28 protein-coding genes and 1 pseudogene are annotated in these 24,315 nt (G+C 60.3%); 17 read left to right on the top strand and 12 right to left on the bottom strand.

Annotated elements, in window-relative coordinates; genetic code table 11:
* Positions 1 to 2: 2 nt before the first annotated feature.
* Genes DSHI_RS20345 through DSHI_RS20330 form a run of 4 tightly spaced genes read left to right on the top strand, consistent with a single transcriptional unit; the run spans position 3 to position 3,019 of the window.
* Entirely contained in the window at positions 3 to 665 is a 663-nt protein-coding gene (locus tag DSHI_RS20345; RefSeq protein WP_012187042.1) for a TVP38/TMEM64 family protein, read from the top strand.
* Between the two features lies 1 nt (position 666).
* Positions 667 to 1,653 carry a cation diffusion facilitator family transporter gene (locus tag DSHI_RS20340; RefSeq protein WP_012187043.1) on the top strand — a complete coding sequence of 329 codons (987 nt, stop codon included), beginning with the start codon at positions 667 to 669 and terminating at the stop codon, positions 1,651 to 1,653.
* Between the two features lie 6 nt (positions 1,654 to 1,659).
* Complete coding sequence (locus tag DSHI_RS20335; RefSeq protein WP_012187044.1) at positions 1,660 to 2,652, top strand: sterol desaturase family protein; 993 nt, start codon at positions 1,660 to 1,662, stop codon at positions 2,650 to 2,652.
* On the top strand, positions 2,567 to 3,019 hold the full coding sequence (locus DSHI_RS20330; RefSeq protein WP_012187045.1) for a DUF411 domain-containing protein: 453 nt from the start codon (positions 2,567 to 2,569) through the stop codon (positions 3,017 to 3,019). Before DSHI_RS20335 ends, DSHI_RS20330 begins: the two co-directional genes overlap by 86 nt.
* 5 nt (positions 3,020 to 3,024) lie before the next feature.
* Here the strand turns inward: DSHI_RS20330 and DSHI_RS20325 are convergent, their stop codons facing one another.
* Positions 3,025 to 3,591 (bottom strand): Crp/Fnr family transcriptional regulator, encoded by a 567-nt coding sequence (locus tag DSHI_RS20325; protein ID WP_012187046.1) that lies wholly within the window; start codon positions 3,589 to 3,591, stop codon positions 3,025 to 3,027.
* Between the two features lie 75 nt (positions 3,592 to 3,666).
* Here DSHI_RS20325 and DSHI_RS20320 point away from each other — a divergent pair, with 75 nt between their 5' ends.
* Positions 3,667 to 4,095: a hypothetical protein gene (locus tag DSHI_RS20320; RefSeq protein ID WP_012187047.1), complete on the top strand. Its 429-nt coding sequence runs from the start codon at positions 3,667 to 3,669 to the stop codon at positions 4,093 to 4,095.
* Here the strand turns inward: DSHI_RS20320 and DSHI_RS23165 are convergent.
* Positions 4,067 to 5,021 (bottom strand): IS630 family transposase gene (locus tag DSHI_RS23165; protein WP_422703591.1). Its coding sequence is split into 2 segments (ribosomal slippage): positions 4,067 to 4,681 and positions 4,683 to 5,021, totalling 954 coding nucleotides; the frame shifts between segments, so codons are not numbered across the junction. The genes DSHI_RS20320 and DSHI_RS23165 overlap by 29 nt on opposite strands.
* An 85-nt stretch (positions 5,022 to 5,106) precedes the next feature.
* A complete protein-coding gene (locus DSHI_RS22460; RefSeq protein ID WP_157865443.1) occupies positions 5,107 to 5,295 on the bottom strand; it encodes a hypothetical protein in 189 nt (62 codons plus the stop codon).
* Positions 5,296 to 5,350: 55 nt separating this feature from the next.
* Here DSHI_RS22460 and DSHI_RS20305 point away from each other — a divergent pair.
* Positions 5,351 to 5,497, top strand: a pseudogene (locus DSHI_RS20305) (ubiquinol-cytochrome c reductase iron-sulfur subunit N-terminal domain-containing protein); the annotation flags it as partial.
* A 389-nt stretch (positions 5,498 to 5,886) separates the two neighbouring features.
* Here the strand turns inward: DSHI_RS20305 and DSHI_RS20300 are convergent.
* Together DSHI_RS20300 and DSHI_RS22030 are read right to left on the bottom strand one after the other, a co-directional pair.
* Entirely contained in the window at positions 5,887 to 6,915 is a 1,029-nt protein-coding gene (locus DSHI_RS20300; RefSeq protein WP_012187049.1) for an IS110 family RNA-guided transposase, read from the bottom strand.
* Between the two features lie 102 nt (positions 6,916 to 7,017).
* Positions 7,018 to 7,775 (bottom strand): IS5 family transposase gene (locus DSHI_RS22030; RefSeq protein WP_085930427.1). Its coding sequence is split into 2 segments (ribosomal slippage): positions 7,018 to 7,454 and positions 7,454 to 7,775, totalling 759 coding nucleotides; the frame shifts between segments, so codons are not numbered across the junction.
* Positions 7,776 to 7,885: 110 nt separating this feature from the next.
* Here DSHI_RS22030 and DSHI_RS22025 point away from each other — a divergent pair.
* On the top strand, positions 7,886 to 8,608 hold the full coding sequence (locus DSHI_RS22025) for a hypothetical protein (protein WP_012187052.1): 723 nt from the start codon (positions 7,886 to 7,888) through the stop codon (positions 8,606 to 8,608).
* On the opposite strand, the gene DSHI_RS20285 is transcribed toward DSHI_RS22025, so the two are convergent.
* From DSHI_RS20285 to DSHI_RS20270, 4 genes are all read right to left on the bottom strand, one after another.
* Complete coding sequence (locus DSHI_RS20285; RefSeq protein WP_012187053.1) at positions 8,605 to 9,723, bottom strand: Fic family protein; 1,119 nt, start codon at positions 9,721 to 9,723, stop codon at positions 8,605 to 8,607. The genes DSHI_RS22025 and DSHI_RS20285 overlap by 4 nt on opposite strands.
* 69 nt (positions 9,724 to 9,792) lie before the next feature.
* Positions 9,793 to 10,056, bottom strand: a complete 264-nt coding sequence (locus DSHI_RS20280) for a WGR domain-containing protein (RefSeq protein WP_012187054.1) — start codon at positions 10,054 to 10,056, stop codon at positions 9,793 to 9,795.
* Positions 10,057 to 10,105: 49 nt separating this feature from the next.
* Positions 10,106 to 10,723, bottom strand: a complete 618-nt coding sequence (gene scpB / locus DSHI_RS20275) for an SMC-Scp complex subunit ScpB (protein ID WP_012187055.1) — start codon at positions 10,721 to 10,723, stop codon at positions 10,106 to 10,108.
* A gap of 2 nt (positions 10,724 to 10,725) precedes the next feature.
* Positions 10,726 to 11,610 (bottom strand): DUF1403 family protein, encoded by an 885-nt coding sequence (locus DSHI_RS20270; protein ID WP_012187056.1) that lies wholly within the window; start codon positions 11,608 to 11,610, stop codon positions 10,726 to 10,728.
* 126 nt (positions 11,611 to 11,736) lie between these two features.
* Here DSHI_RS20270 and DSHI_RS20265 point away from each other — a divergent pair, with 126 nt between their 5' ends.
* Together DSHI_RS20265 and DSHI_RS20260 are read left to right on the top strand one after the other, a co-directional pair.
* Positions 11,737 to 12,855, top strand: a complete 1,119-nt coding sequence (locus DSHI_RS20265; RefSeq protein WP_012187369.1) for a tyrosine-type recombinase/integrase — start codon at positions 11,737 to 11,739, stop codon at positions 12,853 to 12,855.
* A gap of 58 nt (positions 12,856 to 12,913) precedes the next feature.
* Positions 12,914 to 13,810: a recombinase family protein gene (locus DSHI_RS20260; protein ID WP_012187368.1), complete on the top strand. Its 897-nt coding sequence runs from the start codon at positions 12,914 to 12,916 to the stop codon at positions 13,808 to 13,810.
* On the opposite strand, the gene DSHI_RS20255 is transcribed toward DSHI_RS20260, so the two are convergent.
* Together DSHI_RS20255 and DSHI_RS22020 are read right to left on the bottom strand one after the other, a co-directional pair.
* Entirely contained in the window at positions 13,794 to 14,189 is a 396-nt protein-coding gene (locus tag DSHI_RS20255) for a PIN domain-containing protein (RefSeq protein ID WP_012187367.1), read from the bottom strand. The two genes, DSHI_RS20260 and DSHI_RS20255, sit on opposite strands and share 17 nt — an antisense overlap.
* Positions 14,179 to 14,406, bottom strand: a complete 228-nt coding sequence (locus tag DSHI_RS22020) for an AbrB/MazE/SpoVT family DNA-binding domain-containing protein (protein WP_012187366.1) — start codon at positions 14,404 to 14,406, stop codon at positions 14,179 to 14,181. Before DSHI_RS22020 ends, DSHI_RS20255 begins: the two co-directional genes overlap by 11 nt.
* Positions 14,407 to 14,719: 313 nt before the next feature.
* On the opposite strand from DSHI_RS22020, the gene repA reads away from it, so the two are divergent.
* The 3 genes from repA (at position 14,720) to repC (ending at position 18,333) form a co-directional block, all read left to right on the top strand.
* Entirely contained in the window at positions 14,720 to 15,907 is a 1,188-nt protein-coding gene (gene repA / locus DSHI_RS20250; RefSeq protein WP_012187365.1) for a plasmid partitioning protein RepA, read from the top strand.
* Positions 15,904 to 16,920 (top strand): plasmid partitioning protein RepB, encoded by a 1,017-nt coding sequence (gene repB, locus DSHI_RS20245; RefSeq protein ID WP_012187364.1) that lies wholly within the window; start codon positions 15,904 to 15,906, stop codon positions 16,918 to 16,920. Before repA ends, repB begins: the two co-directional genes overlap by 4 nt.
* 177 nt (positions 16,921 to 17,097) lie before the next feature.
* Positions 17,098 to 18,333 carry a plasmid replication protein RepC gene (gene repC, locus DSHI_RS20240; RefSeq protein ID WP_012187363.1) on the top strand — a complete coding sequence of 412 codons (1,236 nt, stop codon included), beginning with the start codon at positions 17,098 to 17,100 and terminating at the stop codon, positions 18,331 to 18,333.
* A 131-nt stretch (positions 18,334 to 18,464) separates the two neighbouring features.
* Here the strand turns inward: repC and DSHI_RS20235 are convergent, their stop codons facing one another.
* Positions 18,465 to 19,667, bottom strand: a complete 1,203-nt coding sequence (locus tag DSHI_RS20235; protein ID WP_012187362.1) for a Fic family protein — start codon at positions 19,665 to 19,667, stop codon at positions 18,465 to 18,467.
* A gap of 278 nt (positions 19,668 to 19,945) precedes the next feature.
* On the opposite strand from DSHI_RS20235, the gene DSHI_RS20230 reads away from it, so the two are divergent.
* The 5 genes from DSHI_RS20230 to DSHI_RS20210 all read left to right on the top strand — a co-directional run bounded on the left by DSHI_RS20230 (position 19,946) and on the right by DSHI_RS20210 (position 24,259).
* The gene (locus DSHI_RS20230) at positions 19,946 to 20,431 is read left to right on the top strand and encodes a hypothetical protein (protein ID WP_012187361.1); all 486 of its coding nucleotides are present in this window, start codon (positions 19,946 to 19,948) and stop codon (positions 20,429 to 20,431) included.
* Positions 20,432 to 20,471: 40 nt separating this feature from the next.
* Positions 20,472 to 21,410 (top strand): ArdC family protein, encoded by a 939-nt coding sequence (locus DSHI_RS20225; RefSeq protein ID WP_012187360.1) that lies wholly within the window; start codon positions 20,472 to 20,474, stop codon positions 21,408 to 21,410.
* A gap of 23 nt (positions 21,411 to 21,433) precedes the next feature.
* Positions 21,434 to 21,643 (top strand): DUF6330 family protein, encoded by a 210-nt coding sequence (locus DSHI_RS20220; RefSeq protein WP_012187359.1) that lies wholly within the window; start codon positions 21,434 to 21,436, stop codon positions 21,641 to 21,643.
* 87 nt (positions 21,644 to 21,730) lie between these two features.
* Positions 21,731 to 22,120: a DUF3768 domain-containing protein gene (locus DSHI_RS20215; protein WP_012187358.1), complete on the top strand. Its 390-nt coding sequence runs from the start codon at positions 21,731 to 21,733 to the stop codon at positions 22,118 to 22,120.
* Between the two features lie 156 nt (positions 22,121 to 22,276).
* A complete protein-coding gene (locus tag DSHI_RS20210) occupies positions 22,277 to 24,259 on the top strand; it encodes a ParB/RepB/Spo0J family partition protein (protein WP_012187357.1) in 1,983 nt (660 codons plus the stop codon).
* Positions 24,260 to 24,315: the final 56 nt, after the last annotated feature.

Genomic DNA, 24,315 nt, shown 5'->3' with positions numbered 1-24,315 from the left:
CCATGATGATGCGCATCCTTCTTATTGCGGTGTTCCTGATGGGAGTCGTCGCATTGGCCTTCCCGGACGTCCTTGGCGTTGACATTCGCCTGCCTGATCGCGCGGAAATTGACCGCTGGATCGAGGCGGCAGGTCTTGCCGGACCAATGGTTATCGTGGCGCTTATGACAATCGCTATCGTCGCAAGCCCCCTGCCCTCGGCGCCGATCGCACTCGCCGCCGGAGCGGCTTATGGGCACACGTTCGGGACACTCTTTGTCGTTCTTGGCGCGGAACTCGGTGCGCTTGCCGCTTTTGGTCTGGCCCGCGGTCTCGGTCGTCCCTTCGTTGAGCGTCATCTCGGTCAGAAGATTAACACAGGCCTGTTCGGATCGCAGAACACTCTGACCTTCTTGGTCTTCGGCAGTCGCCTGCTGCCGTTTCTGTCCTTCGATATGATCAGTTACGCCGCAGGTCTGAGCAAGCTGCATCTTTGGAGGTTCGCGCTGGCCACGATGGCCGGGATTATTCCAGCGAGTTTTTTGCTCGCTCACATGGGCAACCAGGCGATGAACGGAGATGCCCGCACTGCCACATGGACCGCGCTTGCGCTCGGTGGCTTTACCGGCCTGTCGGTTCTCTTCGCCGCGACGCGAAAGACCGGTACACAAGGGGAGGAGAGCTGATATGGCCAGTCATTCTCACGCCGGGCACATGCCGAGTTCCGGCAAGGCCCTTGTGATTTCGGCCTGGCTCACCGGCGTCTACTTCGTGATTGAACTGGCCGTCGGGCTCTGGACTGGCTCGATTGCCGTCCTGTCGGATGCGTTTCACACCCTGTCGGCGGTTGGCGGCGTTCTCGTGGCCATCACCGCGCAGCGGATTGCGCGCCGTCCAGCGGATTCGACGCGCAGTTTCGGATGGTACCGCGCCGAAATCATCGGGGCGCTGGTGAATGGCGGCTTTCTTCTCGGCATGGCGCTTCTGGTGATCTGGATGGGCGCGATGCGGCTCGGAGACCCGATCCACCTGGCCACAGGCCCCATGCTTTGGGTCGCCTTCGGGGGCCTGGTCACGGAAGTGGTCTCTCTGGCGCTGATGTGGCAATCGAGCAAGGACGATCTGAATGCCCGTGGCGCGCTCTGGCACATCATCCAGACCTTTGTCGGCAGCCTCCTGATCATCGTCACCGCCCTTGTGATCGAGTTCACCGGCTTTCTGGCGATTGACCCGATTCTCGGCATGGCGTTCGGGGTGGTTCTCCTCTGGGCCTCTGTGGGCGTAATCAAGGAAGCGGTCCACATTCTCATGGAAGGCACGCCCGAGGGAACGGATCTCGACGCTGTAACAGCGGACCTGAACGGGCAGGACGGGGTTCTGGATGTTCACCATGTGCATGCCTGGACGCTGACCAGCGGCAAACACGCGTTTTCCGCCCATATCCGCCATCAGTCACCCGCCGAGGCCGCGGATTTGCTGAACAGGGCCTATCGGCGGCTGACGGAACAGCATGGGTTTCACATGGTCACGCTGCAGCTCGAAACAGAGTGTCTCGACGAGCGCCACGCGCGGGATCTTGATATAGTCCAGATAGCGGCTGCAAAGGCTGCGCAAGAAAAGACTGATGTGCGAGATGCGCATCCGCACCCAAGCCCTAACACAGAAGGGCCGTAGACTGTGATGGACATAATACTAGCCGCAGAGCCGGAGATTCGTCTGACGGCGTTTTTGAGTGTGCTGGCCGCCATGGCGCTTTGGGAACTCGCCGCCCCGCGTCGGCGGCGTGACATTCCGCGTGTCATCCGTTGGTCGAACAACCTGGCACTTGTCGTGATCGATACGGCGATCCTCCGGTTGTCTTTCCCAATCCTGGCCGTCGGTCTGGCGGTCCTGGCCGAGGAGCGGGGCTGGGGCCTGTTCAACATTATCGAGGCTCCTTTCGGGTTGGCTGTGATCCTGTCCATGCTGCTGCTCGATCTGGCGATCTATCTGCAACATGTCATGTTCCACGCCGTCCCGGCCCTGTGGCGCCTGCACCGGATGCACCATGCGGATCTCGACTTCGACGCAACCACTGGATTACGCTTCCATCCGATTGAGATCCTCATCTCGATGGCGATCAAGCTCGCCCTGGTGGCAGCGCTTGGTCCGCCCGGCGTCGCGGTTTTGTTGTTCGAGATCATCCTCAACGCCACTGCCCTCTTCAACCATGCCAACATCAACCTGCCGAGACCGGTCGACCGGTGGCTCAGATGGATCGTCGTCACACCCGACATGCACCGCGTGCATCATTCTGTCGATCCGCGCGAAACCAACTCAAACTACGGCTTCAACCTGCCGTGGTGGGACCGCCTCATGGGTACTTACGTAGCCCAGCCCGCGAAGGGCCACGAGGGAATGACGATCGGTATCGAGCAGTTTCGCACGACGCGCGACCTCTGGGTCGACAGGATGTTGATCCAGCCCCTTCGCGGGCCAGCAAGCGGACACGCCCTGGATACATCCGCCCTCACGCCGACAAGCAGGAACAGCCTCTGGACTCTCGAAAACACAGTTCTAGGGTCTCGGGTAACTCAAAAAGGAACACATGATGAAACGACGTACGTTCTTGCTGGCCGGAGCGGCTGCCACACTCCCCCTGCGAGCACTGGCCAACACGGAACCGGTCATTAAAGTCCTGAAAACCCCCACCTGCGGATGCTGCACCGCTTGGGTCGATCATGTCCGGCAAGCGGGCTTCGCGGTCGAGGCGCAGGACGTCGATCAGGATGCGCTTTATGCGTTCAAAGATCGGCTGCAAATTGCACCGGAACTTGCTGGATGTCACACGGCGGTCGTGGGCGACTATTTTATCGAGGGCCACGTGCCTGCCGCGGACATCACGCGGCTGCTAGCAGAGCAACCGATGGCGCGCGGTTTGACTGTCCCCCGCATGCCGATGAGTTCGCCCGGCATGGGCGGTCCCGGGGCCGGTGACGCTTTTGACACCTTGCTTGTTGGCTCCGACGGCGCGACCTCGGTCTTCGCGAGCCACAGCTGATCAGGTCATGGGTGCAGGTGATAGATCCCGCGGGACGGGTTCATGACCCGTCCGTCTTGCACAAGCTTTCGCAGCGCCCTGTAGGTCGCCTCATGGCTCAATTGTAACCGAGCGGCAAATTCGACGATGGAGCCTTCGAGCAAGCCTGCGATCAACCCTGCCATCACCCGGTCCTCTGCGCGCCGAATGCCGACGATCTCCAGCATCTGTCGCTGCGCCTGTATCTGTTGAGCCGCCTGACGGCCATAGGCGCGGGCAAATGCCGGGTCGGCAAAAGCGGCCAATACGGAAGCCTTGTCGATCCGGATCAGCGCCCCGGCCTCAACAATGACTGCGTCGCAATGATAGACCTCCGAAAACACCGAAGCTTCGGCAAAGCTTGTTCCGGCTTGGGCACGGTGGATGATGAACCGCTCGCCATCTGGACCGACCCGCTCGAGATGCACGCGCCCGGTTTGCACGACATAGAGACCGTGGGTGGGGTCGCCTTGGTGAAATACGGTATCTCCAACCGCGCCGGAGATTGGGCGCAGGGCTGAGCTCGGGATATGATCATAGGGGTTTGGCAACATATGATTGAAATCATATTACGATGCATCCGCCCCTGCTAGCGTAAACATGACACCACCCCATTGAAGGACCTGTCCATGCGTCTCATTCCCTTCGTCCTTGCCATAGTGATGGCCGCACCCGTGGCCGCGCAGCACGCCAATTCCGCGGCTGGTCACGACATGGGCGGACCGCAGGAAACCGGGCAATCGGCCTTTGCCGCCTTGGCGGAAATCGTAACGATCCTGCAGGCCGATCCCGAGACGGATTGGGAGCGGGTCGATATTGACGGATTGCGCCGCCATCTGGTCGATATGGACCTTCTGACCCAAGAGGCCGTGGTCGCCCGCACCCTGCGGCCGGAAGGGGCCCGGTTCGAGATTCGGGGCACCCCCCGTGTTCTCGAGGCCATCCGCGCCATGGTGCCCGCCCATGCGCCCTTTCTCGCGGCCGAGACCGGCTGGGACGTTGTGACAGAGGACTTAGAGCGTGTCGCGTTTAATCGGTTTTATATCCTGCGGCCTTGAAGAAGTTGTAGCATTCCTCGTCGGTGAAGAGGTCGCACACATGACCGACAGCCTGCCAAAGTTCATGGTAGGTTCGGGCTGCAGCCTTTCGGATCAGGACCTTGAGCTTTGAGAAGGCCATCTCGATCGGGTTGAGGTCGGGACTGTAGGGCGGCAGGAACAGGAACCACGCGCCGATATCTCGCATGGCCTTGGCTGCGCCGGGGCTCTTATGGCTCGACAAGTTGTCGAGGATGACCACGTCGCCCGGACCCAAGGTCGGCACCAGCTGGGTCTCGATATAGAGGTCGAACAACTCGCCGTTCATTGCGCCATCGATCACCCACGGGGCATCGAGGCGATCATGGCGCAGGGCACCGATGAAGGTCTGGGTGCGCCAATGCCCGAACGGCGCGTGATCGACCAGGCGTTGCCCGCGCGGGGCCCAGCCGGTGGTCTTGGCCATGTTCGTCTTGAGCGATGTCTCGTCGATGAAAGCCAGCCTTTCCAGATGTCTGGCCATGAAGGGCTGGCGTTTGCCGATCCATATGCGGCGCAGATCGGCCACGTCCTGACGCTTCTGCTCAAGGGCTTGCAGGTCTTTTTTTGTGTGACAGCCCGAGCCTGAGCAGCAGCCGACCGACCGACGAGCGATGAACCTTCACCCCGTGTTTCGCGGCCAGTTCCGCGGTCAACTCGTCAATCGTCAGATCGGGTTGCGCCGTGATCCGGCTCTCCACCCAGCCTTTGACGCTGGTCAGTTTGCCGCGCCCGGGATTGCCCTGAGGTTTCGGCGCGAGCGAGCCGGTCTCGCGCTTGAGCCGCACCATGTCGTTGACGAACTTGATCGACACGCACAGCCGCCGAGCCGCCTCTGTGTGCGTGTTGCCCTGCTCGACAAGCCGCACGGCACGTTCACGCAACTCAACAGGATGCGCTTTGCCCATCTCTGACCTCCATATCTGCCTGAAAGACATGGAATCATAGGAACAACATCAGGGGAATCCTGAATCTGGTCAGAGGCGACATGCTCTAGAAGATGGCGTGGCGCTCAGTGTCGATGGCGATGCCGCGCAGATTCAGGGACTTGGTTTCTTTGGTCTGATGACCATCGGGGCGCATCACCAGGAGCACCACCTCATGATGGCAAAAGGCGCGGGCCCGCACCATTAATGCGCCGACAAGGCCTGTTTGATGATCCGTAGAGAGGTGCGCTGACAAAACGTTACATCTCGCGTGTTGACCTTCCAGCGCGGGAGGCACGGACACATGCCCGATGATGGAAGCGTCAGAGAATACCGCCCGCAGGGATTTCCTGTATTACGCAACGGTCGGGGCAGGGGTCGTGGCAACAGGGGCTGCGCTCTGGCCACTGGTGAACCAGATGAACCCCTCCGCCGATGTCCGCGCCTTGGCACAGATGGGGTCTGCTCCGGTAGGGGGCAGGATCGTACGTTAGTGCAAGTGCCCGGATTTGACTTTCTAGGGTCAGGACTTCGGTAACGGGGTCGCCTCAGTCAAGCGATTTTCCGCAGTCAAATTGATCCGCCAAGGCGGTTCGCTTGGATCGGGCATGCCTGTGGCTGCTTTCTGGCTGCCTTCGGCTGAGGTCCTTTGGGTACATGCTTCGGTTCGTGGTCAGCGCGGTGGCTGCCAACATGATGCTGGTTCGATGTAATTCCGATGTGCCCATCTCATAGGCGTGCTTGACTTGTGTCAGCGACAGTCCAAACCACGGCATTATCGGAACCACGTCCCTGCGGGACCTCGACAGCCTGCGATCAGGCAGGCAACGGGTGGCGGCTCATCCGATCAGGCAAGGTTCGGCGCGGCATCTGGCTGGAAGGTTGTGCCATCGACCCAAATCCGATGGAGGATGACAGCGATGCGGCGTGCGAGGGCGACCATCGCGATTTTGCGACCACGCCGCTGCGCGAGCTGGGCTCCCCATGTTCTCAGCCATGTCGATCGGCCGCGATTCATCATGACGGTTGCTGCCTGGCACAATGTTCGCCTCAGATTGACGTCACCAGCCTTGGTGATGCCGCCTGACACGTCTCGTTCACCGGACTGGTTGCGTGAGGGCGTCAGGCCAACCCAGGGGCCAATTCTCTTTGAAGACCGAAAGCGGGCAGGATCATCGACCGCAGCACGGAATGTAAGTGCTACGACCGCACCGATTCCAGGCATCGACATAAGCCGTTGGCAAACCTGATCATCCCAGGCCAACTGGCGCACGCGTTCTTCGAGCCCGGCCAGTTCCTGCCGTAGGGTCGCCCGGGCCCGCAGCATCGGGTCTGTCGCGGTTTCCAGCATCGGGTTGCCATCTGCCAACTCCCGAATGCGTGTCTCAAACCTGCCACGGGAGATCGCGCCGACCTTGAGGCCAAAGTTCCGCAGGAGTCCGCGCAACGACATTTCCAGAGCGATCATGTTCTGCTGGATAGCCTTTCGAGCGCCAAGAACCGCCCGGGTTTCCTGAGCAGACACGGATTTACAGTGGACCGGGCGGAACCAGCCGAGATGAAGAAGGCGTGCAATCCCTTCTGCATCGCGCCGATCCGTCTTGATCGGCATCGCCTTCAGCGCTCCTTTCACTTGGCGCGTTTCCATGAGCACCGTATCAAGGCCAGCTTCGGTCAGCCCTCGGTGCAGCCATTGCGACAGAGGCCCAGCCTCCAGGCCAATCGCCGCGATGCTGCCGTCCAGATCATGCAGCCAGCGCGCCAGAACCTCGGGTTCGCTTTCAGTCTCTGCCTCTTTGATAATCTTGCCGTACTCGCTGATCACGCAGACCGAAGTCTTCGCAAGCGACACATCCAATCCGACAAACAATTTCATCCCGTCATCCTCCATGTGGGTTCAATACGGGAATGGCGACAGCGCGGTGCTAGTCTGACAAGTGGCAACGGCGGCGCGTGACGCAGGCCCCGTTACGGCATCTCATAGCCAGTAAATGACGAGTGCAGCAAGGGCGATTGCTGATAGGAAGACCTTTGGGCATCGGTCGTAGCGGGTCGCCACACGCCGCCAATCCTTCAGCCTGCCAAACATGATCTCGATCCGATTGCGGCGCTTGTATCGACGTTTGTCGTATTTGACTGTTGCCTTGCGTTGCTTTCGACCCGGTATGCAGGGGCGTATCCCTTTGTCTTGCAACGCTTCTCTGAACCAATCGGCGTCATAGCCGCGGTCACCGAGTAGCCAATCGACCTTCGGAAGGCTGCTGACTAACGCCCGTGCGCCGATGTAATCACTGACCTGACCAGCCGTAACGAACAGGTTCAGCGGGCGTCCTTGGCTGTCACAAATGGCGTGCAGCTTGGTATTCATGCCGCCCTTGGTCCGGCCAATCAGGCGTCCACGCCCCCCTTTTTGACGCCCAAACTGGTCGCCGTGCGATGTGCCTTCAAGTAAGTTGCGTCGATCATCACAGTCTTCCTCTCGCCGTGCTCGGCGGCAAGACCGGCCATCATCCGCGCGAAGATCCCCTTATCGCTCCACCGTTTCCAACGGTTGTAAAGCGTCTTGTGTGGGCCATAGGCAACGGGTGCGTCACGCCAGCGTAAGCCATTGCGATTGATGAAGATAATCCCACTGAGAACGCGTCGATCATCTACGCGCGGCTTGCCATGGGACTTTGGAAAGAAGGGGGCAAGACGCGCCATCTGCGCGTCCGTGAGCCAAAAAAGATCAGACATATTCACCACTCGGTTTTCGAGCCGTGAATCATGCCGCTACACGAAAATCAATGGGTCCTGACCCTAGGAAAAGGACTTGGCTCACCCAAAAAGCGCTCTAAAGTCCTCTTATGCAAGCCAAGATGCGAAACGCAAACACTCGATCCGGCTTTGCCTTGATTGTTGTGCTGTCCGGTTTGACTGTCCTGACCGCTCTGTTTGCCGTGACCAGTGCCATCATGATGGCGCGCTTGGAACGTTCACACAGCACTGCAGTTTTAGTCGGCACCAATCGTCTGAACCACGAAGCCCTCAGATTGGTCCTGCAAGGTGAAGTGCCTGATGCTTCTGCGGCTCTATTGCAGTTGGAGCTTGGCGGGGCGACTTATCAGATCACTCTTCAAGATACCGGCGGATTGATCGACCTCAATACGGCCGCCCCCGAATTGATCGACATGGTGGCGGATCATCTAGGTTTGCCGGAAGAAGCGTTAGATCGACTTCGTGATTGGCGCCGAACTCCGCACCGTTTGATCCGCACGAGCGATTTTCTTCGCGTCACAGACGCATCCCCCGCTTTGAACAGCAAGTTGGAAGAAATCGCGACAGTGTATTCAGGGCGACGCGGGATTGCACCTGACGTGGCGCCGCAAGCAGTCCTGGAACTCATTAGTGATCACGGCTCTTCGCGCGAAGCAGCACTCGAGGAGATCGACGGAGAGTTTGTGTCTGCTCCGTCTGGGGTGAATTTTCGAGTTGTCGTACAAGACTCAAAAACTAGGGCGGAATGGATAGCAGGAACAGTGCATCTGCCTCGAACATCAGACAACCGACGCGTTCTATGGCTGCGCTAGGCTATGATCCCGGCAAGTGACTTCAGCCAGTAACGCGTGTATCGGCGTTCGCCAGTGCGCGTGAGGGCACCAATCTCGACAAGTTCTTGTAGATCCCTTGTAGCAGTCGCGCGCGATATACCGGTGATCGAAATATAGTTCTCGGCGCTCAAACCACCCTTGAAGCCATCTGGTCCCTCCCGGAACATCCGCTCGATCACCTTGGCTTGCCGTTCGTTCAGTTGATCACGATGCCGGCCATAGAAATGCGCCTTGGCAATGAAGAAGCCCACGCGGCCCAGGGTGACCTGCTGCGCTTCAAGAACGGACTTTGCAAACCATACCAGCCAAGGCGTGACCTCCAGCGTCTTCTGGTGTCGCTCGAGCTGATCGTAATAGTCCTTTCGCTTTCGCTCGAGGGTGAAAGCCAGCGCGATCAGGCTGGGCTGGCCGATACTCTGAGCCAGGGACTTTTCGGCCAAGGCCCGACCCAGGCGACCATTCCCGTCCTCAAATGGGTGGATACTTTCGAAGTAGAGATGACTCAGGCCCGCACGCGTCAACGCTGGCAAGGGCTCCTCGGCACCCGGCTCGGTCCGATTGAACCAGTCGACATACCGGTCCATCTCTTCCGGAACCTGCACAGATGGCGGCGCCTCAAAATGCACGACCGGACGATCAAAACGGCCAGAGACGATCTGCATGGCATCCTCGTGCTGCCGGTATGAACCGATCGCCTCCAGGCGCTTGTCGAAGGCCAAGAGCATCTCATGCCACCGAAACAGGGTGCCGTGCGCAAGGGGCTCGGCATAGGTCGAGTAAACATCGACCATCATCTCAGCCACCCCCTGCTCGCGAGGTTTGTTCGGATAGCTGTCAGGCTCTAATCCAAGGTGCCGGCGAAGTGAGGATTGCACGCTGCGCCGGTCCAGCATCTCGCCCTCGATGGCACTGGTCTTCATCGCTTCATCGCTCAGCAGATCGATGCGGAGTTGATCACGCTCGGACGGGTTCACATGGTGGACGGCACCAAGGACTTCGCCTGAGGACAGCAAAAATCGCTGCTCAAGCGGTGCCAGTGCGGCCTCGTCATACCGGAATTCCGGCCAACCGGATATCTGCCAGTTCCATGCCATGAGTTATAGAGCCCTTTTTTATAACGCATGAATAGATCATTTTTGAGGTATAGAAGTCAATTCTATACCTCACGATTTCTCGACATCGTTCAGGCAAAGATACCCCCTTGCCACCTTGCTGCACAAAAGCTTCTTGCAGGCTTTGACAGCGTCGCCTTCCGATGCATAAGTGACCATCATGCTGCGGCCCTGTGTCCCGATGCGTCCCCAACTCCGGATGACCGATTGTTCCCCGAACAAGGTGGGCTGCACAGACAACCGATAGAACCGCGCCATGTTCCGGGCCGGATCGATGCGTTCGAGATCGACAGGGTCGTATGCGCCGCTTTGCATGGCCAGAGTCTCGCCTGTTGGGCCTCATCCGTCCAATGACAAATCTGAATCAATCCACCCTGACCGATTCAGCTTTTTGATGACCCAGCCCCGCATCCTCCAGCCCCTCCCGATCGGGCAGGTCCTGCAGGCTCTCCACCCCAAACACCGCCAAGAACCGCTCCGTCGTCACAAATGTATAGGGCGCGCCACGTCGCGGCGATCGCGGTCCGGTCCCGATCAAACCCTGCGCATGCAAGCGCCCGATAAGCTCGCGGCTGATCTCCTTGCCGAAGATGTCCTTGAGCCCGTCGCGCGTGATCGGCTGGTGATAGGCGATAGCGGCTAGGACCGCGGTGTCGAACTCGCTCAGATCCAGAAACTGATCCCCGATATCCGCCGCCGCCCGGATCGCGGGCGCATAGGCCGCCCGCGTCCGGAACATCCAGCCGCCGGCGACCTGGGCAATCTCGAAGGCCCGCCCATCCAGATCGGCGGCAAGGTCCTCGACCAGCAGATCGACTGAGGCGCCCTGCCCCACGATGCGGGCGAGGTCTTGGCGCGGGACTGGCGAGGCGGAGGCAAACAGCACAGCCTCGATCCGGCGTATCCATTCCCGCCAGCGCAGCTCAGGCGGCAGATCGGGCAACTCGCGATCCAGTTCGGGGTCTGAGCGATCCTTCGCCATCGCTACACCCCGTAGAGCCGGAAAGTGTCGCGCCCGGTCAGCTCGCGCACCGCACCGAGGTCGACCAGCCGGTCGCAGAGCCGCCGCGCGGCGCGATCCGGCAGGGGTAGCGCCGAGGGCGCCACTGCATCGCGGGTCAGGAACATCTCGACCGCATCGCCCGCCCCTTTTGCCCGAAGCTTGGGTGCGACTGCCTTGAGTTGCGCCGCCCGACGCGCGAGGTCCGCGGCCTGCCGAACGGCCTCGATCACCGAAGAGATGAGTGCGCGATGACAGGCCAGACGCAAGTCGCCGCCTTGCTTGCGCAGGTCGGCGCGTTTCAGGCCTGGGGCCAGCATCGGCACGAGATGATCCCAGCCGATTGCCAGAGCGAGGGCGGCATCCGCGAGGATCAGCGCTGCGAGGTCTTCGCGCGGCGCCTCGCGCAGCACCGCCTCGAGCACCATCACAGCCCGGGTCACTGGCGCGCCTTTCCCAGCATCGAGCCATGTCGCAATCTGGCCCGGCTCGATGGTCGGCAAGGCCCGATCGAGAACCTTGATCGACACCGGTCGCTCCGCCGCGCGCTGCCAAGCAAGATAAGTTTCACCGGCCGGCCCGGGCAGATCGCCGGGGCGCAGAAGGTATACGGCGTCGCGCAGCTCCCCTACCCGCTCCGGGCGCCCCGAAAACGCGACACAAGCCTCAGCCGCACGCAGCACCAGCCGATCCCGCAACAAGGGTTGGGGCACCTCCTTGTATCCCAACACTAGATGCAGTTGGCTCAGTGCGGCACCCGACAAAAACGCAACATCTTCAAGGGTTTCAGCGCGTGCAGAGGTGACCCAGGCGGGCATCCGGGGTAACGTGTCGCGGTCGCTGATATGATCTGGCCGGGTAAAAGTCATGTCTGAAGCCTACACCATCGCGGCGCTTTCTGCCAGAAAATAGCGATCTAACCGCCCCGACTTGCCGCTCTCCGCTATGTCCAATAAGTTTGCATTATCGGACATATTTGAAGTAAGCTCCATAGCATGGAAGAAACACCAGAAATTCAGCCCCCAGACGCCGAGAAATCGACCTCAGCGCCCTCCGATTCGAACAATCAAGCTCAGCGCGACGAGAGAGACCAAGTCAGCACCGACCCCATCGCCCTACCGGCCCATGTGGCCGGGTCCGGCACGCTCGACCGGCTTGTCGACACCGCCCGTGATTACGCGAGGGCCTCGACCGCCGAGAACACCAACAAAGCTTATGCCGCCGACTGGAAGCACTTCGCGCGTTGGTGCAGATTGAAGGGAACGGATCCCCTCCCCCCGTCTCCCGAAATGATCGGGCTCTACCTGACCGATTTGGCAGCGCCGGCGAAAGGCACCCCTGCCCTCTCCGTCTCTACGATCGAGCGCCGCCTGTCCGGCCTGGCCTGGAACTATGCGCAACGCGGCTTCTCGCTCGATCGCAAGGACCGCCATATCGCCAACGTCCTCGCTGGGATCAAACGCAGGCACGCGCGCCCGCCTGTGCAAAAGGAAGCGATCCTGCCCGAGGACATTCTCGCCATGGTGGCCACCCTGCCCTTCGATCTGCGCGGCCTGCGGGATCGGGCGATCTTGCTGATCGGCTTTGCAGGCGGTCTGCGCCGCTCCGAAGTCGTCAGCCTGGACGTCAGCAAAGACGACACGCCTGACAGTAGCGGATGGATTGACGTCTTCGAAGATGGCGCGGTTTTGACATTGAACGCAAAGACAGGCTGGCGCGAGGTGGAAATCGGACGCGGATCCTCAGAACAGACCTGTCCTGTGCATGCGCTCGAGCAATGGCTGCATTTCGCCAAGATCGATTTCGGCCCCGTGTTCACCCGCACGTCGAGGGACGGGAAGCGGGCGATGGACGAGCGGCTCAACGACAAGCATGTCGCGCGCCTCATCAAGAAGACGGTGCTGAAATCCGGCATCCGAGCCGAGCTGCCCGAAAACGAGCGCCTTGCGCTGTTCTCCGGTCACTCGTTGCGCGCCGGTCTCGCAAGTTCGGCCGAAGTCGATGAGCGCTTTGTCCAGAAACAGCTCGGACACGCCTCGGCCGAGATGACCCGCCGCTACCAGCGCCGTCGCGACCGGTTCCGGGTGAACCTAACCAAAGCAGCCGGTCTCTGATCGCACGCTCATTCGGTCGTTTATTGGTGATACATAAAATTGCAAACGGCCCGTTTTCATGTCCCTGATAGGCTATGCCCGCGTTTCCACAGAGGATCAGACCCCCCTGCCCCAGTCCGAGACGCTGCAATCGGCGGGCTGTGCCGAGATCTTTGAAGAGCACGCCTCAGGCGGCAATCGCGCGCGTCCTGTGCTCGCGCGGGTGCTCGAACGGGTCCAGAGCGGCGATACGCTGGTCGTCGTGCGGATCGACCGGCTTGCGCGGTCTCTGTCGCACTTACTGGAGGTGATCGAGCGTCTGGAGGCCAAGGGGGCGTTCTTCCGCTCGCTGCAGGACCCCATCGACACCGCCTCCCCTCAAGGAAAATTCACATTGCAGGTTCTGGGCGCCGCGGCGGAGTTCGAGCGCGCGCTGATACGTGAGCGCACGAAGGCCGGGCTTGTCTCTGCACGCGCCAAGGGCCGCGTTGGTGGCAATCCTGGGCTTCGCACCAAAGACCCCGCCGCGCTGCGCAAGGTGCGGCTGGCACGACAGGACGGCTACATGGAGCGCCTGAACGAAACCGCGCAGGATTGGGTGCCCCATGTGCGCCGCCTACGGCCGGATATGGCCTGGGAAGACGTGCTGCGGACTATCAATGCCCCCCTGCCCCAAGACCGCCGTTGGACGCAAAGCCGCCTGCTCCGTGCCGTGAAGGCATATGTGCGGGATGGGTTCCTGCCCGCTGAAGTGCTTGGACGCGCTGGACGCCGCAAAACCGACGATCGCCTGCCTGCGATTGTTGCGGCCATCAAAGGTTCGGACCCGGATATCACGCTACAGGCGATCTGCGACCGGTTGGAAGCCATGCGTGAGCGGACTCCACGGGGACGCACAAGCTGGCAACCGTCATCCGTCAGGATGCTGTTGGAACGGGCGGAGCGACTTGGGTTGCTGGTCAGGCAAATGGATTGACGATGCGCAGCCGATCCTCGACCAGCAATCCGTCGTGCATGTCCTCAGTCCACAAAGTCGTGCACCCAGCGATCAGCGCGGCAGACACGATCATCGCGTCATAGACCGATAACTGGTACTTCTCTGCCAACGCGCGACCGACTTGATGGGTTTGAACCGTTAGGCCCTCGACAGGGCATACGGACGTAATACCCTCAAGAAACGCTCCGGTATCTTCCCAACTGAGCCCAGCTTTCCGTCGGCAATTGACCATCGCTTCGTTCAGGACCTGAACGCTGATCCGGGGTCCCTGCCCCAGAATTTCCTCCGCCCTCTCAGCCTTTGGACCATCGTCGAGCAGGTAGAGCACAACATTCGTGTCTGCGAATTCAGCGCTCATGCGCGGCGTCGCGGCTTAGACGCGCATCCTTGGGCAGTTTTCTGCGAAACCGCCTCAGCCCTTGTAGAACTTCATCGGCGCGAGGTTGGCGTCTCACAAGAATGGTTCCATCGTCCTTTACCAGGTCGACCTGATCGCCTTCCTTTAAGCCGAGTTCCCTCACAAGATCCGCGGGTAGCCGGACGGCAAGGGAGTTTCCCCATTTGGCAACTTGCATCTTGTCCTCTCAGGCATGGATAAACATCCAGTAATGTATATCCAGAACTGCCAAGAGGCAAGCTCTGGTGCGCTCAAAGCCATGCTGGAGCCCTCCGACAAGAGTTCTCCCCTGTCCCTTTTCGTGAGATGCGGTGCGTTACACCATGCAGCAGGAAGCCTAACAGCCTTGTGTTCGGTGACGACTCGCCCACTAGATGTGGAAAAACCTTGCGCGAATCCGACTCTTGCGCCAATAGTCACGGAAACGAGGCAAAAAACGTCAATTTCCGTGAACACGCCAAAGACGCGATGTCTCGGAAGCGAGAGGGCAGATGGATAATACCTTTGTGCATGAGGATCTCAACGCGGTGATCCGCCAGCATTCGGAATGGCTGGCGAACCAGTTGCATTCGCAACGTGAGAGCCTGTTTCCACCCGATGCCGAGAAGACCATGCGCAAATTCACCTCTGGTGAGGCTGCGGCGCTGCTCGGCGTAAACGATTCCTATCTTCGCAAACTCAACTTGGATGGCAAAGGGCCTTCTCCCGAGCTTACCGCCGGCAACCGTCGTCTTTACTCGGCGCAGGATATCCAGGCGCTGCGTGTACTCCTTGAAAAAACCGCTCGCAAGCCGGGCGATTACGTTCCCGGACGACGAGAACGTGATCATCTTCAGGTCATCGGCGTGATGAATTTCAAGGGCGGGTCCGGAAAAACAACAACCTCTGCCCATCTCGCCCAACGGCTTGCCCTGCGCGGATATCGTGTGCTGGGCATTGATCTTGACCCACAAGCTTCCTTCACCGCGCTGCACGGCGTTCAGCCGGAATTGGACCTCGAAGATGGCGGCACTCTCTACGATGCGATCCGCTATGAGGACCCGGAGCCGATCCGGTCGGTCATCCGCAAGACCTATATCCCCAATTTGGACTTGATCCCCGGCAACCTCGAACTGATGGAGTTCGAGCACGACACCCCGCGCGCGCTGGCGCAGGGCAATGCCGGACTTTTCTTCTTCCGCGTGAAGGAGGCGCTGGCCCAGGTCGATGAGGACTACGACGTGGTCGTCATAGATTGCCCTCCGCAGCTTGGCTTTCTGACCATGTCCGCCCTGTCCGCGGCCACGGGCGTTCTGGTGACCATCCATCCAGAGATGCTCGATGTGATGTCCATGTCGCAATTCCTCCGCATGACAGCCGACCTCATGGACGTGATCGCCGAGAGCGGCGCTGACATGTCTCATGACTGGATGCGCTATGTTTTGACCCGCTACGAGCCGCAGGATGCGCCGCAGAACCGCATCGTGGCTTTCCTGCGAACAATGTACGGCGAAGCCGTGCTGAATTCGCCCATGTTGAAGTCCACAGCCATCTCAGATGCGGGCCTGACCAAGCAGACACTTTATGAAGTGGAACGCAGCGCGTTCACGCGTTCCACCTATGATCGCGCGATTGAGAGCCTGAATACGCTGAATGACGAGATCGCCGACCTAATCCAGAAAACCTGGGGGCGCACATGACCAGTGGCAAGAAGAAGCGCATGTCAATGCTGGACAGTCTCGCGGCAGCTGGGGCCCCCTCCCCTGCCCCTCAGACAGGTGCTGTGACACCGATGATGACCTCGAATCGCGCCCTTCGGTCCGCCCGCGACGCGGTCGATTCCCATCATGTTTGGGAACTGGACCCGGCGAGCATCGAAGACGGGCGTATGGCGGACCGGCTTGACCCGGCCGATGTACTGGATTTGCGCGATGCGATTGAGGCGAACGGTCAGACTGTTCCGATCCTCGTGCGACGTGCGCCGGGTGAAGATGATCGCTACCTTTTGGTCTATGGGCGACGCAGGCTGGAGGCGATCCGTCAGTCCGATAAGGTTACCAAGGTTCGCGCGTTAGTCACCAACCTGGATGACGACAGCGCTCTGCGTGCTCAGATTTCGGAGAACATGGGGCGGCGCGATTTGTCTTTTATTGAAAAGGCCCTGTTCGCAAAGGACCTTGTGTCGTCCGGCTTCGGAAATCAATCTCAGGTTGCAGAAATTCTTACCGTCACGAAGTCGTCCATATCTATGGCGATCGCGATCGCGGACATGGTCGGGCCGGATCTGGTACGCGCCATTGGCGCCGCCCATGGCATTGGCCGACCCCGATGGGAATCCCTTGGTCGGGCCATCGACGAAAATGGTCTGGACTGCGAGGACCTTATCGGGATCGCGAAAGAGGCACGTGAAAATGCCGAGACCTCCATGGTGGTGGATGACGTTGCCTCTACCAATGACCCGTCCATCCAAGCGTTCCTGGCCGTAGAAAAGGCTGTGACCAAGGCGATTAAACCGGCCAAGTCGCCCTCCCCTGCCCCACCTTCCAGCGTCCCGCTGAAGATCGGCGGCAAACGCGGCGGCACGGTCAAACGCACTGCCAAGGGCCTATCGATCGAGTTGGCGGGTGGAGACTTCGCCGATTGGGTCGAGACGCAAGTGCATGACATGATTGAAGACCTTCACGAACGCTGGAAGCAGCGGTCGGAAGACTGAGGAAGAGCAGAAATCAAAGAAGGAGGCACGAAAAGGCAAAAGAAAAGGTCCCGCAAAGCGACCACTCCACGAGACCCTAACTTGTTTCTAGCACCTTCAAGGTAGTGTCCGGAGCTATTTTCCGCAAGTCCAAAGTGATTCGCGGACCGGGATATTTTTGTCTTCGTGAATGACAAAATGGACTACACGCCCGTAACGCCGTTCCGGCGAACGATAGATGCTGCCATCCTGAAACATCAGGCAGCGACCCAAGAAGACCTGCCCCCAGCCGGCGCCAACAAGTGGGAGGTCCTGAGGGAGCTCGCTGCCGCTCGAGTCGCGTTCGGCTTGTCCGATCGGGATTTGACGGTGCTTCAGGCGCTGGTCAGCTTTCACCAAGCGACAATTCTCGGAGGCAATGACAGCGAATTGATTGTACATCCGTCCAACAAGGCGATTTGCGAGCGCCTGAACGGCATGCCCTGCTCGACGATGCGGCGCCACCTCTCCAACCTTGTGCAGACTGGCTTTGTTGTCCGGCGCGATAGCCCCAATGGGAAGCGCTATGCCCGCCGCTACGGCGACGAAAAGGTTGCGTTTGGGTTCGACCTCTCTCCGCTCGTTCGACGCTTCCAGGAAGTTTGTGAGGCTGCTGAGACCGTCCGGGCCGCAGAAGAGCGGTACAAGCGCCTACGTGCCACTGTGAGCCTCATGCGGCGTGACCTCGCAGGGCTGGCCGAGTACGGGCGCTCACTTCGTCCGGATCAGGGCGTCTGGGACCAATTCTCTGATCTTGCGGCCCTAATGGCCCGAGATCTTCGCAGAAAACTCGAAATGGAAGACCTTAGGCGCATCGAAGACGCTTTGGGGTCAGCTTTAGATCACGCCCGAAGCCTTCTGGATGGCTGTGAAACAGAAAATATGAGCACCAATGATGCTGTTTCTGAGCAGCATTATCAGAATTCAAATAAAGACTCTTATGATCTTGAACCTCGCTTAGAAAAAGCGCGGGGCGGAGGCGCTGTGCGCGAAACTCCAGAAGTTGCCAATAGTCATCTGTGTTCTGAAGATGAGGGCAACTCAACGGCAACTATTGACGATCAACTGATGCCGAACATACCGCTTGGTCTCGTCCTCGCTTCCTGTCAGGAATTCAAAGCGTATTCCGAGCAGCCCGTGCGCCACTGGCACGATCTGGTCCGGGTGGCTGATGTGGTCAGGCCCATGATGGGTATTTCCCCGTCCGCGTGGGACGAGGCGAAACGCTATATGGGTCCCGAAGAAGCGTCTGTTGTGATCGTTGCAATGCTTGAACGGTTTGCGGATATCCGATCACCTGGAGGCTACTTGAGAACCCTATCTTCAAAGGCAGCAATTGGGGAGTTCTCCTGCGGTCCGATGATCATGGCCTTGATGCGGCGGGATGCTGCATGATGAGTTCACAGCTGTGAACTCGGCTGACAAGTAGGATAGCTCGGGATAGTTCACAGCTGTGAACTTCTTTCCAACACGGTCAGAGGCTGCGCTCGCGGACTTGGCCAGAAACAGGGTGCTTCGGTTGCCAGTCACACGGGCATGTCACCGTCTCCAAAGAGGTTTGGAAAGAGCCGCTCTCGATAATCCAACGGAAACGCCAACCGAACCGGCGTCTTCGGCGAGGCGGACGTCAGGTATCCGGCGGCGGTCAGCTTACTCAGCGTGTTGCGAGCAGTACGCTCGGACGTCTTGAGCACAATCTGCGCATCGCCTCGTTCCAGTGCCCCATGCCGAAGAACCGCCGAGATTAGTTCCGGCGCTCGCTTGTCATCGATGGTATCTGCAACAAGACGACGATACCGTTGGTCTAGTCCGCCGAGATCGAACAATCTTGCTGAGAAGGTGATCTGGTCGAGCGTCACCTTTAGGAACCATTCACTAAACGTCTTCAGTGCCGCTTCTGACAGGTTCCCCCGTCCGTCGCGGTCTCCGCGGCGTGGACTGTCGGCCAGATCCATCATCCGTTTGTACTCGCCCCGATCGGTTAGCCCGCGGGCCAGCCCACGTGATACGGACCAGAGCCCTTGGCCACCAATCCCCGCTGTGAGGGCCATGGCATGAGACATCAGTCTGCTGACACGGCCGTTACCATCCGGGAAAGGGTGGATGTAGTTGAGCCGGTGATGCGCAGAGGCGATCGCGATGATCCGTCCGCTCGAAGACCGCGCCGCAATCTGAAATCGTTTGTCGAAATGGTCCATGAATGCCGCGACGCGCGACGATGAAGGAGGTAGGTGGCGCCCGACCGCAACTTCCCGATCATCATCCTGCCGCATGCGTCCCGGAACGATGGGCTCTTGTGTGCCGTCGGGATGTTCGATGACCCGAAACTCTTCCGGCATCTCGTCGTAGAAGCTCTTATGGACCCAAGTCAGGAATTCGACGGATGTGGGGCGGGGCAGGGTGCCCTTGCGATGCATCTCGTCGATGGCCCGTTGAACGATGACGTGCGCCCGGGCCTCAAGGGCGAGGGGACGGGTTTCTTCCTCAAGCTCGGCACCAGCCAGCGCCCTTTCGATGTCGCGGGGGCGCGTGTTGTGTCCTTCGATCAGGTTGGAGTAGTAGCAGTTCATCACACGGACGAGATCGGCAAGTTCGGCTGCGCTGTCAGGATGCAACCCTTGTCCCAGCCCGGTGGTTTCCCTCTGGATGTCGACCGAAAGGTCTGCCAGTTCTGTGGGAATATGCTCCTCGAAGAAGCAGGGTTCGATCCTGGCGGGTGTTTCCAGCATTTTTGCCGATCTTCCACGTTTGCAAAGTAATTGAAAAATAAACACATTTCGTACTTTCAAGCAAGGTTTTGCCGATATGCGTTGCCGATCTTGCCTGCCGATCTGGAATTGCTGCATGAAATCAATGGCTTCGGCAGAAGGGCCGGGCTTTTCGGTTTTGTTGTGTGCCCAAAGGGGCCGGAAAAAGAGAAAGTGTTCTTCGGGTTTTGTGACTGACGGATGAGGGCCTTTGGGGTCCCTCAGATGGGTCCGGGCCGGGTTCCGGTCTGCCGTTCCGGATGAAGGGCATTCCTATGCAATCAGGTGTCTTGCGCGTGCTCCGCGCAACCGCCGCCTCCTGGTGGCGGCATAGAGAGCTGCGCCGAACTGGCCAGTCGGCGCGGGCGCGGCAGCTCGAACGCGAGACTGTCTTGCGTGATCTCGGCTATCTCAGGCAGGCGGCGACATTGCCGAATGCCCATGTAATCTGCGGGGATGGTGGGACATTCCTCCATCTCGGTTGGACCACCGTGTCGACCTTCGCGCCGATCGAGCGCTTTCCCTTGGCCGCCCTCGCGGTCGCACTCGGGACGCCCTTCATCGATATCCGACCCGTCACCGATGGCATCGGCTTCGCGAACCTGCCCCGTGTGACACGAGGCAGATCGGTTGACGCTGACCATTCAGGTGCCGGCCAGTCTGTCTCGCTGACCACCTACATCGACATGGTCGAGCGGCTCGGCGCGAGGATCGTCAACGATCCGCGCCCCCGCCAGTCAACCTGACCCCTAAATTCTCTCACCACCACACGAAAGGACGCCCGCCATGGCCCGATCCCGCACGCCCAAATTCGATGCCTCCGAGGTCATCACGAACGAAATCATCCGCATCATCGAGCGCGGCGTCCTGCCGTGGCGCAAGCCCTGGACCGCAGGTGGCAGTTCTCGCCCCCTGCGCGTGGGCGGGGAACCCTACCAGGGGGTCAACAACTTCCTGCTGACCATGCGCACCGTCATGGCGGGCCATAGCTCGCCCTTCTGGATGACGCTGCCGCAGGCCAATGCGTTGGACGCGAAGGTGCGCAAGGGCGAGAAGTCCTCTGTCGTAGTCTACTACGGTCAAAGCCGGAAAGACGCCGGCGGCGAGGACGACCGCAGCGACGGCGATGATCACTCCGAGGAAGCCCGTATCTTCCGCTTCCAGAAATCCTACCGCGTGTTCAATGCCTGCCAGATCGAGGGCTTACCCGACAGCTTCTTCCCAGACCCGGAGCCGGTGCCCGAGCACCCGCCGTCCGAACCCATCCCGCACATGCAGGCGTTTTTCGACGCCATCGACATCACGACCGTCTTTACCGGCACGGAAGCCTACTACCTGCCACCCGTGGACAAGGTTTACATGCCGTCCATCACGCGGTTCGAGAATCCGCGGAACTTCTACGGGGTCTGGGCCCATGAGCTGGCCCATGCCACGAAAGCTCCCCATCGGCTGAACCGCGATTTCGGGCTCTCGAAGTTTGGCAACACCTCTTACGCGCGCGAGGAGATCGTGGCCGAGCTGACCTCCGTGTTCCTAGGGCAAACGCTCGGCTTCACGGCCCATACGCTCGAGATGAATGCTGCCTACCTCCACAACTGGTTGCGCGTTCTTCGGTCGGACAAGGGTGCGATCTTCAAGCACGCCGCGGATGCGCAGCGCGCCTGTGATTACCTGATCGCACGGTCAGAGGCGGGCAGGGCAGGGCGCAGCGCCGAGGCTGCTTGACCATACGGAGAACGGAGACTCGCATGTCACGTAAAGAACCCAAGACGCTGCGGGTGGCCTGCTTCAACGACGGCCGCCGCAAGATCATCTCCTTCAAACGCGGTGCCTATTGGTGGAGCGCGTCTGAGGGCGCGTATCCGCTCTCGGCAGCGCTCGAGAGCATCACGGACCAGGGCGGCTGGATCGAAACCATCCCCAACCCGAATTACAGACCCAAGGGGCTGTTCGGGTAGGGCACCTTCTGCTTCGGTCCTTCCGCCAAGCGGAAAAGAAAAAGCTGGCTTTGGGAAGGGTGTTTCAACTTCTCAAAGGAGATCCCTATGTCCATGATCGTTCAACCCCAGCCAGACAGTCCAGATCCGAGTGTGATCGCAGCGCAGAACGACGCGTTTCGCAAGCTCGCGTGCCTTGGAGTGGCGCCCGCGCAGCCCACCCAGGGCCGAATGCATGTCACCCGCTCGCTTATGGAGGCCGGTGACGGCTTCATGGCCGAGGCGGTGAAGGCCACCGGTGCGTTCGATACATTCGAGCCTGAGAATGATCCCGAGGGATGGCACGATTTTGGCGCGGTCGAGATCCGGGGCGAGACCGTGTTCTGGAAAATCGATCTCTATGAGGCAGATTCGGATTTCCGCTACGGGGCCGAGACCCCGGACAATCCTGCCACAACCATGCGCGTGCTGACCATCATGCTGGCGCGTGACTGGTAGGGTAGGAGGGCTTCCCAAAGTGTCGATCTGAAAACTCAAGGCCCACTGACCCCTCAAAGGGAAAGTGGGCCTTTTGTCTTGGTGATCCCTGAAGCCGGGGATTGGTCACGCGCGTGAGCGCGCGGGCCGCATCTCACCCACCTGGAAGGATATCCCATGACCGCAAGCTTTGCCCCTCTCACCGTCGCCATTGGCGATCTTGTCGCCCACCCCGCCAATGTGCGCAGCAACGCACCGGAAACCTATGACCCCGAGAACATCGCGCATCTCAAGGCCAGCATCGCTGTACTGGGCCTCCTGCAACCACTCCTCGTCCAGAAGCTCGACGGCAAATACGCCGTGCTGGCGGGCGGGCGTCGTCACGCCGCGCTGAAGGAGCTGATCGCCGACAAGGCCACCAAGGGGTTCACGGCGAAAACCAAGGTCGACTGCCGCCTTGTCCCTGAGGACTGCGACGTCACCACGGCTCTGTCGCTCGCCGAGAACATCACGCAAGCGCCGATGAATGCCATCGACGAATTCGAGGCCTTCGCGCGGATGATGGAGGTCGACGGCCAGACGCCCGAAACGATCGCCAAGACCTTCGGAACGACGGTTGCCGCCGTGAAACGCCGGTTGCGCTATGGCCTGATCCACCCCGACATCCGCGCGGCTGCCCGGGCCAAGACGATCACGCTCGATACGATGAAGGCTTTTGCTGAGCATCCGAGCCAGGAGGTGCAACGCGAAGTCTATGAGGCGCTCACCAAGGAGGACAGCTACCTGCAGGCCTACACGGTGCGGCAGGCGCTCAAGTCGCGTGGTGTGCAGGTCAGTGACGATATCGGGGCATTCGTGCGTGAGGTCTATGAGGCGCGCGGCGGGGCCATTGCGGCTGACCTTCTGGACGAGCACTCGGTGCTCGAGGATGCGGCGCTGGTCGAGACTATTTTGCTCGAGAAGCTCAGGGCCGCCGCCGAGGAGGCCCGCATAAAACTGGGCTTTGCCTGGGCCGATGCGATGGTGCGCTATGATTACGCGACCATGGCCGACTATGGCCGCGTCTATCCCGGCCCGATCGAGCCGGATGAGGCTGCCCAGAAGCGCGTGGATGAGATCACCGCTGAACTTGAGAAACTGCAACTCGAGATGGAGGATGAGGGGCTCGAAGACGATGCCTACAATGCCCTTTACGAGCGCGTGGACGCTCTGGAAGACGAAGCCCGCGATCTGCAGGAGGCCTATAGCGCCGAGGACCTCGCCCGCGCCGGTGTGATTGCGTCCTGGTCGAACGGGCAGGTGACGCTCCATATCGGCCTCGTGCGCCCCGAGGACACCGTGAAAGAGGAGGGCGCGCGCCGTTCCTCGACCAACACCACCGGGGAGGAAGCCCCCGACGCTGGAGAAATCACCTATCCAGCCTCGCTTGCTGAGGACCTCAAGACCGAGCGGGCCATGGCGCTCGGGGCCGCGATGGCGCTGCATCCGGAGGCCGCGCTCGATCTGACGCTCTTCAAGCTGGTCAGTGACGTTCTGGCCAGTGGCATGAGTGTCACGCAGGCGATCAAGATCGAGGCCCGCAAGGAATACCGCAGCCATGCCAAAATGGACGAGATCGACGAGACCTCGCTTGAGCAGGTGGCGGCGGCGCATGATGTGCTCGACCTGTCGTGGCTCGATGACGCCCGCTCTCCCGCCGATCAGTTTGCGGCGTTTCGCGCGCTGAAGCCGGGCGAGAAGGCCAAGCTCGTCGCCTATGCCACGGCCAGCACCACGCAGTCCTGTTTCGCGCGGGACCGCCAGCGCGACAGCCTGATGCATGACTTCGAGATCGAAGTGATGCCCGACATTCGCGCCCATTGGACGCCGAACGCGACGCTCTTCAACCGCTTCAAGAAGGCATGGCTCCTGAAAATCCTCGGCGAAGATCTGGGTCTGGCCCAGGAGGCTGTAACGCTGGCCTCTTCGAGCAAGAAGGAGATCGTCGCCTTTTGTGACAAGCTCTTCGCCGAGCCCTTCGCCACGCTCACGGATGCGCAGCGCGCCGCCGTGGCCTCCTGGTGCCCGCCGATGATGCAGACCGCAGGTGTTGCCTTTGATGAGGCGGAGCCCGCTGCGGAAATCCCCGAGCCTGACGGTGAGGTCGCGCAAGCGGCCTGAGCCACCACACGACCCGTGCAAGCCCTTCTGCCTGCGCGGGTCGACCCTCCCACACC

The sequence above is a fragment of the Dinoroseobacter shibae DFL 12 = DSM 16493 genome (assembly GCF_000018145.1).
GTDB lineage: Bacteria > Pseudomonadota > Alphaproteobacteria > Rhodobacterales > Rhodobacteraceae > Dinoroseobacter > Dinoroseobacter shibae.
This window is presented reverse-complemented; position numbering and strand designations above follow the sequence as displayed.